At 66.4% G+C, this 14,033-nt stretch carries 14 protein-coding genes; 8 read left to right on the top strand and 6 right to left on the bottom strand.

The features are described from left to right. The first annotated feature begins 11 nt into the window (after window positions 1-11). Together FPY90_RS10840 and FPY90_RS10835 are read left to right on the top strand one after the other, a co-directional pair. A complete protein-coding gene (locus FPY90_RS10840; protein ID WP_498680918.1) occupies window positions 12-806 on the top strand; it encodes an SDR family NAD(P)-dependent oxidoreductase in 795 nt (264 codons plus the stop codon). 107 nt (window positions 807-913) lie between these two features. Then, window positions 914-1,372: a MaoC family dehydratase gene (locus FPY90_RS10835; protein WP_498680916.1), complete on the top strand. Its 459-nt coding sequence runs from the start codon at window positions 914-916 to the stop codon at window positions 1,370-1,372. A 221-nt stretch (window positions 1,373-1,593) separates the two neighbouring features. Here the strand turns inward: FPY90_RS10835 and FPY90_RS10830 are convergent, their stop codons facing one another. After that, window positions 1,594-2,892, bottom strand: coding sequence for an MFS transporter (locus FPY90_RS10830; RefSeq protein WP_498680915.1), 1,299 nt, complete (start codon window positions 2,890-2,892; stop codon window positions 1,594-1,596). 48 nt (window positions 2,893-2,940) lie between these two features. Between FPY90_RS10830 and FPY90_RS10825 the strand changes: the two genes are divergently transcribed. The 3 genes from FPY90_RS10825 (at window position 2,941) to FPY90_RS10815 (ending at window position 5,678) form a co-directional block, all read left to right on the top strand. Beyond that, on the top strand, window positions 2,941-3,765 hold the full coding sequence (locus FPY90_RS10825) for an IclR family transcriptional regulator (RefSeq protein ID WP_498680914.1): 825 nt from the start codon (window positions 2,941-2,943) through the stop codon (window positions 3,763-3,765). A 153-nt stretch (window positions 3,766-3,918) separates the two neighbouring features. Further along, a complete protein-coding gene (locus FPY90_RS10820; RefSeq protein ID WP_498680913.1) occupies window positions 3,919-4,866 on the top strand; it encodes an ABC transporter ATP-binding protein in 948 nt (315 codons plus the stop codon). After that, window positions 4,863-5,678, top strand: coding sequence for an ABC transporter permease subunit (locus FPY90_RS10815; RefSeq protein ID WP_498680912.1), 816 nt, complete (start codon window positions 4,863-4,865; stop codon window positions 5,676-5,678). Before FPY90_RS10820 ends, FPY90_RS10815 begins: the two co-directional genes overlap by 4 nt. Window positions 5,679-5,903: 225 nt before the next feature. Here the strand turns inward: FPY90_RS10815 and FPY90_RS10810 are convergent, their stop codons facing one another. From FPY90_RS10810 to FPY90_RS10800, 3 genes are read right to left on the bottom strand one after another with little or no spacing between them, the layout of a single operon-like run. After that, window positions 5,904-6,542: a LutC/YkgG family protein gene (locus tag FPY90_RS10810; RefSeq protein WP_498680911.1), complete on the bottom strand. Its 639-nt coding sequence runs from the start codon at window positions 6,540-6,542 to the stop codon at window positions 5,904-5,906. A 5-nt stretch (window positions 6,543-6,547) separates the two neighbouring features. Further along, window positions 6,548-8,053 (bottom strand): LutB/LldF family L-lactate oxidation iron-sulfur protein, encoded by a 1,506-nt coding sequence (locus FPY90_RS10805; protein WP_498680909.1) that lies wholly within the window; start codon window positions 8,051-8,053, stop codon window positions 6,548-6,550. Next, the gene (locus tag FPY90_RS10800) at window positions 8,054-8,851 is read right to left on the bottom strand and encodes a (Fe-S)-binding protein (RefSeq protein WP_498680908.1); all 798 of its coding nucleotides are present in this window, start codon (window positions 8,849-8,851) and stop codon (window positions 8,054-8,056) included. Between the two features lie 240 nt (window positions 8,852-9,091). Between FPY90_RS10800 and FPY90_RS10795 the strand changes: the two genes are divergently transcribed. Together FPY90_RS10795 and FPY90_RS10790 are read left to right on the top strand one after the other, a co-directional pair. Next, window positions 9,092-10,831, top strand: coding sequence for an L-lactate permease (locus FPY90_RS10795; protein ID WP_498680906.1), 1,740 nt, complete (start codon window positions 9,092-9,094; stop codon window positions 10,829-10,831). 169 nt (window positions 10,832-11,000) lie between these two features. Next, window positions 11,001-11,735: a FadR/GntR family transcriptional regulator gene (locus FPY90_RS10790; RefSeq protein ID WP_498680905.1), complete on the top strand. Its 735-nt coding sequence runs from the start codon at window positions 11,001-11,003 to the stop codon at window positions 11,733-11,735. A gap of 16 nt (window positions 11,736-11,751) precedes the next feature. On the opposite strand, the gene FPY90_RS10785 is transcribed toward FPY90_RS10790, so the two are convergent. Together FPY90_RS10785 and FPY90_RS10780 are read right to left on the bottom strand one after the other, a co-directional pair. After that, the gene (locus FPY90_RS10785; protein ID WP_498680904.1) at window positions 11,752-12,762 is read right to left on the bottom strand and encodes an NADP-dependent oxidoreductase; all 1,011 of its coding nucleotides are present in this window, start codon (window positions 12,760-12,762) and stop codon (window positions 11,752-11,754) included. Window positions 12,763-12,801: 39 nt separating this feature from the next. Then, a complete protein-coding gene (locus tag FPY90_RS10780; protein ID WP_498680902.1) occupies window positions 12,802-13,191 on the bottom strand; it encodes a DUF1304 domain-containing protein in 390 nt (129 codons plus the stop codon). A gap of 94 nt (window positions 13,192-13,285) precedes the next feature. On the opposite strand from FPY90_RS10780, the gene FPY90_RS10775 reads away from it, so the two are divergent. Next, window positions 13,286-13,891, top strand: a complete 606-nt coding sequence (locus tag FPY90_RS10775) for a TetR/AcrR family transcriptional regulator (protein ID WP_071214057.1) — start codon at window positions 13,286-13,288, stop codon at window positions 13,889-13,891. Window positions 13,892-14,033: the final 142 nt, after the last annotated feature.

The following is a 14,033-nucleotide window of genomic DNA, read 5'->3' as shown; positions in this document are numbered from 1 at the left end:
GACACAACGCCATGACCCAGAGAGCATCTCAAGAAAACGGTGAGTACGCCGGACGCAAAGTGCTGCTGGTGGGAACCGGCGGAATCGGGGCCGCGATCGCCGAGCGACTGGCCGGCGCGGGAGCCCGAATCTTCGGAACATTCCACGGGAACGGCGAAGGGGCCGCCGCTGTGGGGGACCGGCTGCCTTCTGGAAGCTGGGCCGGCCGTGCCCGTCTGGACGCAGTGGACGCGGCAGCGGTTGAAGCCATCGCCGGAGCAGGAGGGGAAGCCGCCAAGGCGCTGGGCGGAATAGATACGCTCATCGTCACCACCGGCCACCGACACGCACTGAAGGTGCTCAAGGACACCGAGCCGGACATGCTCCACGAAATCCTGGACACCGAGCTCTACGGACCAATGCTGCTGGTCCGGGCCGTGCTGCCCGGCATGCTCGAGGCCGGCTTCGGGCGGATCGTGCTGATTGGCTCGGACAGCGGCAAGGCCGGGACGCTTGGCGATGCCGCATCCTCTGCTGCCCGGGCCGGACTGGCCGGAATGGCCAGATCCGTTGCGCGTGAGACGGCCCGCAAGGACATATCCATCAACGTGGTTTCGCCGGGCCCCACCGATACGCTATTGCTCGCAGGAATGCTGGCGGACGAAGGTTTCACCGGCAAGGTCATGAACGGAACGCTCAAGGCCGTCCCGAAGGGCCGGCCTGCACGAGCCGACGAGGTTGCCGCAGCGGTGGCTCACCTTGCCTCGGCGGAGGCCGGATACACCACCGGGCAGGTGCTCTCCGTTTCCGGCGGACTGACCATGTGATCCGGGGCGACACGGTGTCGCCTCGACTGTTTTCAGCAGCCAAGATCCGTGTCACCACCAGGAACCACCAGAGAAGAATCATCATTCCATGGCAAAGGAGCCACAGCATGGACGAGAACCCAATCGAAGTTGGTGCCGTGACAGTCTTTAGGAAGACCATCACGGAAACCGACATGGTGCTCTTCTCCGGGATCACCGGTGACTTCGCGGCCAATCACACCGACGAGGAGTACATGAACTCTTCGGTGTACGGAACCCGCCACGTCCATGGGGCACTCGTGGTCGGGTTCATGTCCACTGCCGCCGGACGGGCCCTTGAGGATGCCCGGCCTCATGGCCTTGTCCCGGTCTCCTTGGGCTATGACCGCATTCGCTTCATCAAGCCTGTTTTCCCCGGGCAGACGTTGCACGTGCACCACGAGTTCGAGTCCTACGACCCCGTTGGCTGGCGCGCTTCAGCCAAGGTCGAGGCGCGTGTCGACGGGGACCTCGTGGCCCTCGCAACCCACATCGTCAAATGGGTCCCGTCCGGGGAATCGGCCCAACGGCTCCGAACCCGACCGTGACCGGGCCGGCCGGTGTATTGATGTCTGCCTGGGAAGCCCCGTGACCAGGCGGCGGGGCCGCCAATGCCACATGCGTCCGGGCGCAGTCACCCTGGTCAGAGCGACCGAGTCCCGGTGGACTCGCGACCGGACGTATCCCTTGCCCCCGGACATGCCAAAAGGCCCGGGTGGCCGTTCCCCGCGGAGGGGAAGGCCGCCCGGGCCATGGCATTTCGCGGCGGCTAGTGCTGTTCGGCTGGGTCGGCCACGGGCTTGACGCGGAAGGTGATCACGGCGAACAGGACTGCGGCCAGGCCCGCTCCCAAGGCGAAGACGAGGAAGTTCGAGTTGACGCCGAGCCCGGAGGCCAACAACAGTCCGCCAACCTGCGGGGCTGCGACGGCGCCGATTCGGCCCATGCCCATTGCCCAGCCCAGCGCGGTGCCGCGCAGGCGTTCCGGGTAGTGGTTGGCGACGGCGGCGATCAGCAGCGCAGCGGTGCCGTGGGTGCCCACGCCGGCGAGGATCAACATCGCGTAGACGACGCCGACCGGGGGAGTGGTCATGATGACGGCCAGGCCTATCCCAGCCACCAGGGCCGCGGCGGCCGCGGCGGGGGCGGCGCCAAAGCGGTCACCGGCCCAGGCCGTGACGACGGAGCCTGCCACGGCGCCCAGGTTCAGGGCCAGCGCGAAGGTCAGGGCCGAGCCCAGGTCGTACCCGGCCTGTTCCATCAGGCTGGGCAGCCAGGTGCCCAGGCCGTACCAGGCGAAGAGGATGGCCAGCGAGGCCACCGCGAAGAGCACCGAGGCACGGGCATAGGGGGCGCGGAGCAGCTGGCCGAAACCGGAACCGCGGCGCGCGCCCGGCCCGCTGCGGTGCTTGAAGGACAGGGTTTCGGGCAGGTAGCGGAAGCCCATCGGCACCACCACGACCAGCGCGATGACGGCAATCAGGAACATCGCTTCCCAGCCGAAGGCCGGGATGACCCAGATGCCGGTGACGGCGGCGATCGAACCGCCGATGGGCACACCCGACATCATCAACGTGGCCATGGTCGAGCGCCAGCGGTCCGGCACCAGTTCGGCCACCATCGCGTTGGCTGAGGGAACGAGGCCACCCAGGCCGATTCCGGCCAGCAGGCGGAGGGCGCCGAAGACCAGGGGGTTCGGGGCGAAGGCGCACAGGATGGTGAGGGTGGAGAAGAGGATCGAGCAGGCCAGGATGGTCCGGCGCCGACCCAGCACATCGGCCAGCCGTCCGGCCCCGAGCGCACCGATCATCATGCCCACGAAGGCCAGCGAGCCGATGGTGCCCATGGTCGTCGGGGTCAGGCCCCAGTCGTCGATCGCCAGCAGGGATGACTGCACGGTGCCGTACACGATGAGGTCGTACCCGTCGAAAACCACCAACAGCCAACAGGTCACAATGGCCAGCACGGCCTTGCGGTTTGAAATGTTCCTGGGCTGTGACGGCTGTGCCGAATCGCCGGTCTTCTGTCCGGTGGGACCCGCAACGGCGCTCGTTGTGGAAAAAGTCATAGGTACAAGTGTTGCCGGTCTCAGTGTGACGGCGCATATAATTCTGATGTGCAGAAATTACGGGTAAGCCGCGAGATCCCCCGCTACCCCATCGACGCGGTCGACAACGCCCTGAAGCTCATTGAGCTGTTGCGCGACCATGGTTCCGTCCGGCTCAAGGACGCGGCCGCCGAGCTCGGCGTCTCGCCCTCCACCGTCCACCGCCTGCTGGCCATGCTCATTTATCGCGGCTTTGCCGAACGCGCGAGGGGCCGCGGTTACGTTCCCGGTCCCGCGCTCGGGGCCGGACCGGCCGGCCACGGCAGGATCAGCGAGCTGCGTGCACTGGCCCAGCCGCTGCTGGAGGACCTGGCGGCCACGGTGCGGGAAACCGTGAACCTGATGGTGCGCGTGGGCGGGGAAGTCCGCTTCCTGTCCACCGTCGAGGGTTCCCGGCCGGTGCGCGTCGGCGACCGCCAGGGGACGGTGCTGCCCGCCCACCGGGCCTCGGCCGGAAAGGCCATGCTGGCCCGGCTCGACCCGCCCGAGCTTGAGCAGCTTTACCGGGGGGAAACGGCCACCGCGCGCAAACTCAATGAGGCTGACTACGCCGCCCTGGTGCGCGAACTCGGATTCGTCCGGGATCGCGGGTTCGCCGCCAACTTCGAGGGGACCGAAGAGGGGGTCAGCGCGCTGGGAATGGCCATCACCAATGCCGACGGCGAGGTGGTCTGCGGCATCAGCGTGGCCATCCCGCAATCCCGTTTCCGGGAGGTGTTCGACGCGGGCCTGCTCGGGGAAACCGCGCGCACCGCCAAACTGCTGGAAGAGCGGCTGGGCGAGGTGGCCGGCGGCCCCGGGGTGGACCGGGACCAGCCGCCTTCGCCCCGGTAGCGCCCGCGCAGGCGCCGGAACGGACCCTGTACGATGGCGCCGGCCGCGCAACCTCGGCCCATGGCGTGCGGGCCTCTGGCTTTGATCGGGCGCAGGGACGAGAATGAGGCTGGGGGGGAGCCCCGAATCGGGAAACCCGGGAAGGGAAGCTGCATGGAGAACGTCATCGAGGTGCAGGGCCTTGCCAAGCGCTTCGCCCACCGCGAGGCGTTGCGCGGCATTGACTTCGAGATCCCCCGCGGCAGCGTCTTCGGGGTGATCGGGCCCAACGGTGCCGGCAAGACTACCGCCATGCGCTGCCTGCTGGACATCATCAGGCCCACGGCCGGAAAGGTGCGGGTGCTGGGCGCCGATCCGCGCCGCGCGGGCCCGGAGATCCGCCGCCGCATCGGGTACCTGCCGGGCGAACTCGCCCTGGAACGGCGGATCACCGGGCGGAGGATGATGGACCACTTTGCCGCCATCAGCGGACCCGTGGCCCCCGGCCGGGTCGAGGAACTCGCCTCACGGCTGGGACTCGAGCTGGACCGGCAGTCGCGCAAGCTCTCCAAGGGCAACAAGCAGAAACTCGGACTGGTGCAGGCATTCATGCACGATCCGGAGCTGCTCATCCTCGACGAACCCACCTCCGGACTGGACCCGCTGATGCAGCGGGAGTTCCTCGGGATGGTCGAGGATGCCCGCGGGCGCGGGCAGACGCTCTTCCTCTCCTCCCACCTGATCGGGGAGATCGAACAGGCGGCGGACCGCGTGGCGATCCTGCGCGACGGATTGATCGTACGCACCGCCACCGTCGAAGAGCTGCGGGCAGGTGCCCGTCGCCGGCTGCGCATCGTGGCCGCCACGGTCCCCGAGACGCTTGGAGCGGCACTGGAACCGCTCCCCGGCCTTCAGCTGCTGGACACCGAACGGCTCGGCGAAGGAGCCGGCGCACTCGAGGCGCGTTTCTCCGGCGAGGTCGGTGCGCTCCTGCACGCCCTGGCCGGGATCGAGGTGCTCGACCTGGTCCTTGAGGAACCGGACCTGGAGGAAGCGGTGCTCGAGCTCTACGGCTCACCTCCCGGCAACGGACGCCATCGCGCGGGGGAGCCGCGGCCATGACGCCCGCCGCCCGCCGCCCGTTCCTTCCGCTGACGGGCAAGGCGCTGCTGGACACCTGGCGTTCCACGCTCATCTGGGCCCTGGTGCTCCTGTCCGTGCTGGCGCTCTACCTTCCGCTCTACCCGTCCATGGCCGGCCCGGACATGGCGAAACTGCTCGCCTCCCTGCCCGAGGAGCTGATCCGGGCGCTGAACTACGACCAGATCGCGACGGGCGCCGGATACGCCCAGGCGACCTTCTTCGGCCTGCTGGGATTCATGCTCTCCTCGGCCGTGGCCATCGGCACCGGGGCGGCAGCCATCGGCGAGGACGAGGATGCTGGCCTGCTCGAGCTCACGCTCGCCCACGGGGTGACGCGCACCCAGGTGGTCCTGGAACGGTCCCTGGCGCTGCTGCTGCGCATGGCCTTCCTGATGGCGGTGATCTATGCGGGGGTGCTGGCGCTGAACGGGCCCTCGGAGCTGGGACTTGACGCCGGAACGCTCTTCCAGGCGGTGGCGCAATTCCTGCTGCTGGTCCTGCTCGGCGGCACCGCGGCGCTGCTGGGCGGGGCCGCGGGTGGGCACCGGACCCACGGAACAGCGGCCGGCGCCCTGGTGGCGGTCGGGGGTTACATGCTCAACGCGCTGGGCAACCAGGGCGAGGACCTGCAGTGGATGCACGCCTTCTCCCCGTACCACTGGGCGCTCGGCGGGCAGCCCGTGGCCAACGGCGTGGACTGGAGCGCGTTGTGGGGACTGGCGGGCCTGAACATGCTTTTCGTTGCGCTCGCCGTCTTCGCGCTGCGCCGCCGCGATGTCGGGGGAGCCTAGCTGCAGGATCCGAACCCACGATTGACAGGACGTGTGACCGGGTGAAGCCGGCGCTGGATCCGCGATCGCGGACGTGACGCCCACCCGGGCCGGGGCCGACGCGGCCACCAAGGCCATCGGGAAGGGAGTGATCGGCGGGCGCCGGCTCGCGCGACCGTGCGGAAAAGGCCAAGAGGTGGCCCCCGGAACCACCCGGGGGCCACCTCTTGGAGTGTGTGGTGGAGCCTACAGCCCCTTGACGATGATGACGTCCAGCCGGCGCGGGCCGTGCACGCCCTCGACGCGCTCGAGCTCGATGTCGCTGGTCGCGCTGGGCCCGGAGATCCAGGTCAGCGGACGGGTGATGTCCATGCGCGGCAGGGCCTCGGGCAGCAGACGCACGATCGTGGACGCCGGAACCACGCACACGTGGTGGTCCGGGACCAGCGAGATCGCACGGCGGCCCTGGTCGGGTGTGCCGTCAAGCACGATGGTGCCGGACTCGGCAATGGAGACGGCCGATGAAGTCAGCACCGCGTCGGTGGAATCCAGCTCCGGGATGCCCAGCACCGCGCCGGGGGCGTCGGTGCGGCGGCGCGCGTCGCCGTCCGGCGTGGCATCGGCCAGCCAGGTCTCGTCGATGCCGTGCGGCACCACAAAGCTGGTCGCGTCCTTGAGCCGGTCGGCAATCGTTGCCGAAAGCTGCGCCGAATCCACGACGTCGACGTGCGCCTTGTAGTCCTCGAGCCGGTCGACCAGCAGTTCGATGAGCTCGGCCAGCGGCATGTCCGAGGTGGTGCGGTACTCGCGGGGGATCGGCTCCGGCGTCGGGGCATCGCGCAGGGCGGAGGTGATGCGGGAGAGGATTTCTTCCTTGGCGCTCATTGTGGCTATTTCTCCTGCTCGGTCGTGGCTGCTGCGGGCCGGTGGTCTTTCTTCCACCAGTCGCGGAAGGACTGCGTCGGGGGAGCGGGGATGTCGCGGGACCGGGTCCAGCCTGCGGCGATTCCCGGAAGCCGCTTGATCTTCTTGTCGCGTCCGGCGGCGAGCTTGCCCAGGGGCAGGCCCTTTTCCAGCAGGCCCAGGTGCTTTCCGGAGGAGAAGGCCCACTGGGCACCCTTCATCATCAGGTCCATCTGGCTGGGCAGCTTTTTCTCGCCGCGCTTGGAATCCACGTCCTCGCCGCGCAGGTGCACCAGGATTTCGGGGATGTTGATCTTCACCGGGCAGGCGTCGAAGCAGGCACCGCAGAGCGAGGAAGCGTAGGGCAGCGAGCTGTTCTCCTCGGACTTGATGCCGGTGAGCAGCGGGGTGAGGATCGCGCCGATGGGTCCCGGGTACGTCGAGCCGTAGGCGTGGCCGCCCGTGCGCTCGTAGACCGGGCACACGTTCATGCAGGCCGAGCAGCGGATGCAGTTCAGCGCGGTGCGCCCGTACTTGTCGGCCAGTGCGGCGGTGCGGCCGTTGTCCAGCATCACCAGGTGCACGTTCTGTGGTCCGTCGCCCTCGGTGACGCCCGTCCACAGGGAGGTGTACGGGTTCATGCGCTCGCCGGTGGAGGAGCGCGGCAGCAGCTGCATGAAGACCTCGAGGTCCTCCTTGCCCGGCAGCAGCTTCTCGATGCCCATGACGGTGATCAGCGTTTCGGGCAGGGTCAGGCACATGCGCCCGTTGCCCTCGGACTCGACGACCGCCAGCGTGCCGGAGTCGGCCAGGGCGAAGTTGGCCCCGGAGACCGCGACCTTGGCGGAGAGGAACTTGCGGCGCAGGTGCTCGCGCGCGGCCATGGCCAGCAGGCGCGGCTCGTCGGTCAGGTTCGGGTCCACATTCGGCATTTCCGCCAGGAAGATGTCACGCACCTCGCTGCGGTTCTTGTGGATGGCCGGGACCAGGATGTGGCTGGGCTTGTCGTGGCCCAGCTGGACGATCAGCTCGGCCAGGTCGGTCTCGAAGGCGGAGATGCCCTGCTCCTCGAGGTACTCGTTGAGCCCGATCTCCTGGGTGGCCATGGACTTGACCTTGACGACCTCGTCGGTGTCCTGTTCCTTGATCAGGTCCGAGACGATGCGGTTGGCCTCGTCGGCATCGCGGGCCCAGTGGATGATTCCGCCGCGGGCGGTGAAGTTCTTTTCGAACTCCTCAAGCAGGGCCGGCAGGTTCGCCATGACCAGGTTCTTGGTTGCCGCTCCGGCATCGCGCAATTCCTCCCAGTCGGGAAGTTCGCCCACGACCTTGAGGCGCTTGTCGCGGATGGTGTGGGTCGCGTGGCGCAGGTTGGCGCGCATCTGGGTGTTGCCCAGTTCGCGGTGCGCCGCGGCCGGGAACGGCTCGTCGATGTGCAGGTTGCCGTCGCCGAAAACCGGAAGGCTCGGCATTCCCATGAAGACGTTGCTCATTTACTTGCCTCCCTTTCCTACGAATACCTCGCCCGTCACGGAGACAGGTTCGGCCATGGTGCTGGCCAGGATCTCGGCAAAGTGAAGAGTGGTGGTGTTGGACTTGGTGCGCGAGAGCCCGCCGCCGATGTGCATGAGGCAGGAGGCGTCTCCGCCGGAGCACAGCGAGGCGCCGGTTGATTCGATGTTCTTGGCCTTGTCCTCGAGCATCGCCGAGGACACGTCGGCGTTCTTCATGGAGAAGGTTCCGCCGAACCCGCAGCACTGGTCGGCCTCGGGCAGGTCGGCAACCTCGATGCCGCCGACACTCTTGAGCAGGTCCAGCTGGCGGTCGCCCAGGTGCAGCGAGCGCATGCCGTGGCAGGAGGGGTGGTAGGTGACCTTGTGCGCAAAGTGCGAACCGAGCTGTTCGGCGGCATTGGTGACGCCCAGGACGTCGACCAAAAGCTGGGAGAGTTCGTAGGTCTTGGCGCCCACGGCCTCGGCACGTGCCTTCAGCGCGGCGTCGCCGCAGCGTTCGGCAAGGATGGGGTGCTGGTGCTTGACCGAGGCTACGCAGGACCCGGACGGTGCAACCGCAACGTCGTAGGTTTCGGCCTCGAAGGCCGCCACGTGGTTGGCCACCACCGGAAGTGCCTCGTCCATGTAACCGGAGTTGATGTGCATCTGGCCGCAGCATGCCTGGCCGGAGGGGAAGATGACCTCGTGGCCCAGTCGTTCAAGGATCTTGACCGTGGCACGAGCGGTTTGCGGGTACATGGCATCAACGATGCAGGTGGCGAAAAGTGCGATTTTCATTCAATGGCCCTTCCGGCGTGCTGTGCCGAGGATATGATGTGGTCTGACCATACTATGGCGTGATCGGGCCCACGTCCAGCGAGTGCGCATGGCGAAAAATTTCTGTGACACCACTCACCATCGGGCCGGATCCTGGGTTATGCTGTTGTGGTCGGACCATAGTGGTCCGACCACGGATGTCTACAGGCATCCACCGCAAACCCCTTATCCGCGCTCCACTCCCAACGCGAAGGACGCCCAGTGGACACTTTCACACCATCCACAGATCCGCTGGCCGGAAGCATTGCGCTTTCCGCCATCATTTCCCTGTTGCCGTTGTTGACGTTCTTCATCATGCTGGCCGTGGTCAAGGCCAAGGCGCACGTCTCCGGCCTGGCCTCATTGCTCGTTGCCATCTTGGTCGCCATCTTTGTCTTCAAGATGCCGGCGGGCATGGCCCTGATGTCAGGGGTCATGGGTGCGGTCTTTGGCGCCTTCCCCGTAGTCTGGATCGTCATCATGGCGATCTGGCTCTATCAGGTCACCGTCGTCTCCGGGCGGTTCGAGGACCTGCGCCGCGTCTTCGACGTGATCGGCGGCGGGGATGTGCGCATCCAGTCCATCCTGATCGCCTTCTGCTTCGGCGGCCTGCTCGAAGCGCTGGCAGGGTTCGGCGCTCCGGTGGCCATCACCGCCACGATGCTCCTGGCCCTGGGCATGGCCCCGCTGCGTGCCGCTGCCGCGGTCCTGGTAGCCAACACCGCCCCCGTCGCTTTCGGCGCCGTGGCCATTCCCATCACCACCGCCGCCGGCCTGACAGGATTGGACGCCAACCACATCGGTGCCATCGTCGGCCACCAGGCACCGCTGCTGGCCATCTTCGTCCCAACCCTGCTGCTGTTCATCCTCGACGGAAAACGCGGCGTCAAGGAAGTCTGGCCCGCAGCGCTGGTCATCGGCGGCTCCTTCGCCGTCGCGCAGTTTCTCTGCGCCACCTACTTCTCCTATGAACTCACCGACATCGTCGCGTCGCTGGCAGGTCTGGGAGCAGCGGTAATCTTCCTGCGGTTCTGGACCCCGAAGGGCCGCGACGAGGCACGCGCCCGCGTTCTTGTGGGCGAAGCTGCCCAGGGCGCGGATCAAGCAGGCGACGGCGGCAAGGCCGTCTCCGGTTCGGCCACCGCCTACCACGGACACGAACAAAAACTTCACGCGGGCCCGACCTTCCTGGCGCTCTTCCCCTACCTGCTGGTCATCGTCGTCTTCGGCATTGCCAAGCTCTGGAAGCTGGGCGTGAACGTCCCGGGCGCGCTGGCCGCCACCGATGTCAAGATCAAGTGGCCCATGCTCTACGGCCACGTGCTTGACGGCGAAGGAAACCCTGTTTCCTCGACGATCTACAACTTCCAGTGGCTTTCCAATCCCGGAACCCTGTTGCTGTTCACCGGCCTGATTGTCGCGATCGTCTATTCGCTGAACGACGCAGGCGGCAAGTACAAGATCAAGGTGTCGGATGCCGTCCTGGAAATCGGGCGCACGATCTACAACATGCGCTGGGCCGCCACCACAATCCTTTCCGTCCTGGCCCTGGCCTATGTCATGAACCTGTCGGGCCAGACCATCACCATCGGCACCTGGCTCGCGGGAACCGGCGCCTTCTTCGCGTTCCTGTCCCCGATCCTGGGCTGGATCGGCACTGCCGTCACCGGTTCCGACACCTCGGCCAATGCCCTGTTCGCGAAGCTGCAGCAGACTGCCGGCATCAACGCCGGAATCGATCCGAACCTGCTGGTCGCCGCCAACACCTCTGGCGGTGTCGTCGGCAAGCTGATTTCCCCGCAGAACCTGGCCATCGCCGCCACCGCGGTGGGCATGGAAGGCAAGGAATCGGTCATCCTGAAGAAGGTCGCCGGCTGGTCCGTGGGCATGCTTCTGGTGCTGTGCGTGCTGGTGTACCTGCAGTCCACGCCGATCCTGGGCTGGATGTTGCCGACCCCTTAAAGCGGACGCGGCAAGACCGGCCGCGACGGCCGGCAAGCGGTCCCGTGGATCGGCGAGGAGTATCGCCGATCCACGGGGGCGCGTCCGGCTTCGCAACCCATTAGGCTTGGATGATTCGTTGATTGGCCAAGGGGCCAAACATGAGCAATAACCATGGGGACAAGAAGCAGTGAAAAGCACAACCAGGAATTCGCCGCAGCCGGCCCGGGCCTACGAGACGGTCCTAACCACCATCGAGGCCGACCTTCGCTCGGGAAAGCTCAAGATCGGCGACCAGTTGCCCGGCGAACGCTCGTTGGCCGAAACCCACGGCATTTCCCGGGCATCGGTCAGGGATGCCATCCGCATCCTCGATGCCATGGGCATGGTGCGCACTTCCACCGGGTCCGGGCCCAACTCCGGCGCCGTCGTCATTTCCGATCCCGCGGTGGGACTGTCGGCGACACTGCGGCTTCATGTTGCCTCGCGCCAGCTTTCCGTTGCCGACATCGTCGAATCCCGAATCCTGCTGGAAACCTGGGCGGCCGAGTCCGCCGACCTGGCCAGCGACCCCGAACGCAGCGCCGCGGTGTTGCGGCGGACCGCCGAGCTGCTTGAGGCCATGGACGTGCCGGGCCTTGACCGCGAGGAATTCCACGACCTCGACTCCCAATTCCATGTGCTGCTCTCATCGCTTGCCGGCAACGCCGTCATCGAGGCCATGATGGAATCGCTGCGCCTGTCGATCAGCGACTACGTCAGCGAGTCCGTGGCCAGCGACGCCGCCTGGCAGAAGATCGCCAAGGTCCTTCGAGCCCAACACCACGGCATCCACCAGGCGGTTGCGGACGGTGACGGCCCGCTGGCCGCCAGGCTCCTGCGCGAGCACATCGAGTGGTTCTACACGGAGTCCAGGCAGCTCTGAGCGGCGCCGGCGCCGCTCAGAGTTTGATGACCATCTTGCCGGTGTTGGCGCCGCGCATGAGGTCCAGGAACCCCTGCACCGCGTTGTCCAGGCCCTCGACGACGGTCTCGTCGAAGACGATCTTCCCCTGCGCAATCCATTCGGACATGTCGGTCATGAACGCCGGGTAGTGTTCGGCATAGTTCCCCACGGTGAATCCCTTGAGGGTTAGTCCCCGGGTAACCATGTTGCTCATGTTTCGCGGACCCGCGGGGGCCTCTGTCGCGTTGTAGACGGAGATGGCCCCGCACAAGGCGCCCCGGCCGCCGGGGTTGAACGCATCCAGTGCAGCCTCCAGGTGTTCACCACCCACGTTGTCGAAATACACGTCGATGCCTTCGGGCGCCGCTTCGTGCAACTGCCCGCGGACCGGTCCGTCCTTGTAGTTGAAGGCGGCGTCGTAGCCGTACTTTTCGGTCAGCAGATCGACCTTGGCCGCGCTGCCGGCGGAGCCGATGACACGCTTGGCGCCCTTGAGGCGGGCAATCTGGCCTGCCGCGCTGCCGACGGCCCCGGCTGCGCCGGAAATGAAGACCGTGTCGCCGTCCTTGAGGCCAGCGATTTCGGTCAACCCGATATAGGCGGTGAAGGCCGTCATGCCCAGAATGCCGAGGTAGGCCGACAGCGGCAGGCCGGGAATGTCCTGGACCACGCGGAAGTTGCCTGCCCCGGCCTGGGAGCGGTCCCGCCATCCCAGTTGGTGAAGCACCGGATCGCCGATGCTGAATCCCTCGGCGCGGGATTCGACCACGCGGCCTACCGCTCCACCCGTCATGACTTCGTCGAGGGCATACGGCGCAGCGTATGACTTGGTGTCGTTCATGCGCCCGCGCATATAAGGGTCAACGGAAATGAACTCGTTGGCCACCCGGATCTCGCCCTCGGCGAGGTCGGGCAGTTCCACCGTGACGGTGGAGAAGTTCGAGTCCGTAGGCCACCCGGTGGGGCGGCTGGCGAGGTGGATCTGGGTGCTGGTGGAAGTGGACATGTAATCGAGGCTCCTATGCAGAGAGGAATTTGGGGGGACTTAGCGGGCGAAGGCAAACAGGCCAAAAATGATGGCCAGGGTGGGAGCCGTGAGCTGGAGGATCGCCGCGCGGGCAAGCTTGGGCGAGGAAAAGAGCAGGACCATCCCCGCTGCCGCCATCGAGCCGGTGCCTGCAAAGATCAACGTGGCTCCGACGGTCGTGGACGAAGCAATCACCAGAACCATGCCGAGGACCGTGAGAACGGCCAGGAACAAGTTGTAGAACCCCTGGTTGAAGGCCAGCGGCTTGGTCGCGCTTGCCTCGGCGTCCGTTTTGATGCCGAACGCCTTGCGTGTGGAGGGGAGGTCCCAGCGCAGGGACTCCAATACAAAGATGTACACATGGATTGCCGCGGCCAGTCCGGAGAAAATCATGGTTGTCAGCAGCATCTGGTGCGCCCCTAGGTTGAATGAGTGATTGTGTAACGCTCGTTCCAATATATACTGGAATGACCGTTACACAAAGCAGGGGGATCCGGGTCTCATGGCCAGAACGCAAGAATTCGACACCAGCAAGGCGCTTGGCGATGCCCGGCGCGTATTTTGGGACAAGGGATTCGACGCCACATCCATCGCGGATCTTGAGGCCGCCACGGGACTTGGCCGTTCAAGCATCTATCACGGCTTTGGCTCCAAGCGGGGACTCTTTGACGCGGTGATCCAGGACTACATGGATACGATCCTGCGACCTCGCCTGACCCTGTTGCACAACCCGGCACACCCTGCCGAGGGCATCTCGACCTACCTGACCTCGTTGTCCGATGCCTTGGAGAAGACGGCGGACCAGACCACAAACCGAGGATGCCTGTTGCTGAACACTGCGGCGGGCATCGCGGGAAACGACGAGGCGCTGAGGCTGTTGATCGATGGGTACCAGGTCGAATTGCGGGACGGCGTTGCCGGCGCCCTGCGCGCAGCCGACCCGACGCAAACCGACGCGATGGTTCTTGCCCGGGCCCGTATCGTCGCGGGGCTGACCATGGGCGCCCTGCTCATGGCGCGTGTGAATCTGGGCGAGGCACTGTCCACCCTGGAAGCAGCCGGGGAACAGGCGCAGCTGTGGCTTCCGGCGGGATCGCAAGCCAGGTAGGCCTGGTCCGCGGGGTTGCCGCGCGATTTCCCTTCGGGCGGAAACCCAAGGTAAGTAGCGCCGCGTCGATGTGAGCAACCTTGCCCCCGGTTCGCCGTCTCCCGCAAGGGCTTGCCCAGTAATCTGTGAGCATGTCCAAGAT

It is taken from the genome of Arthrobacter sp. C2, from assembly GCA_024207135.1.
Taxonomy (GTDB): Bacteria; Actinomycetota; Actinomycetes; order Actinomycetales; family Micrococcaceae; genus Paeniglutamicibacter.
Note: the sequence above shows the minus strand (reverse complement) of the source record. Positions and strands in the feature narration are given on the sequence as shown.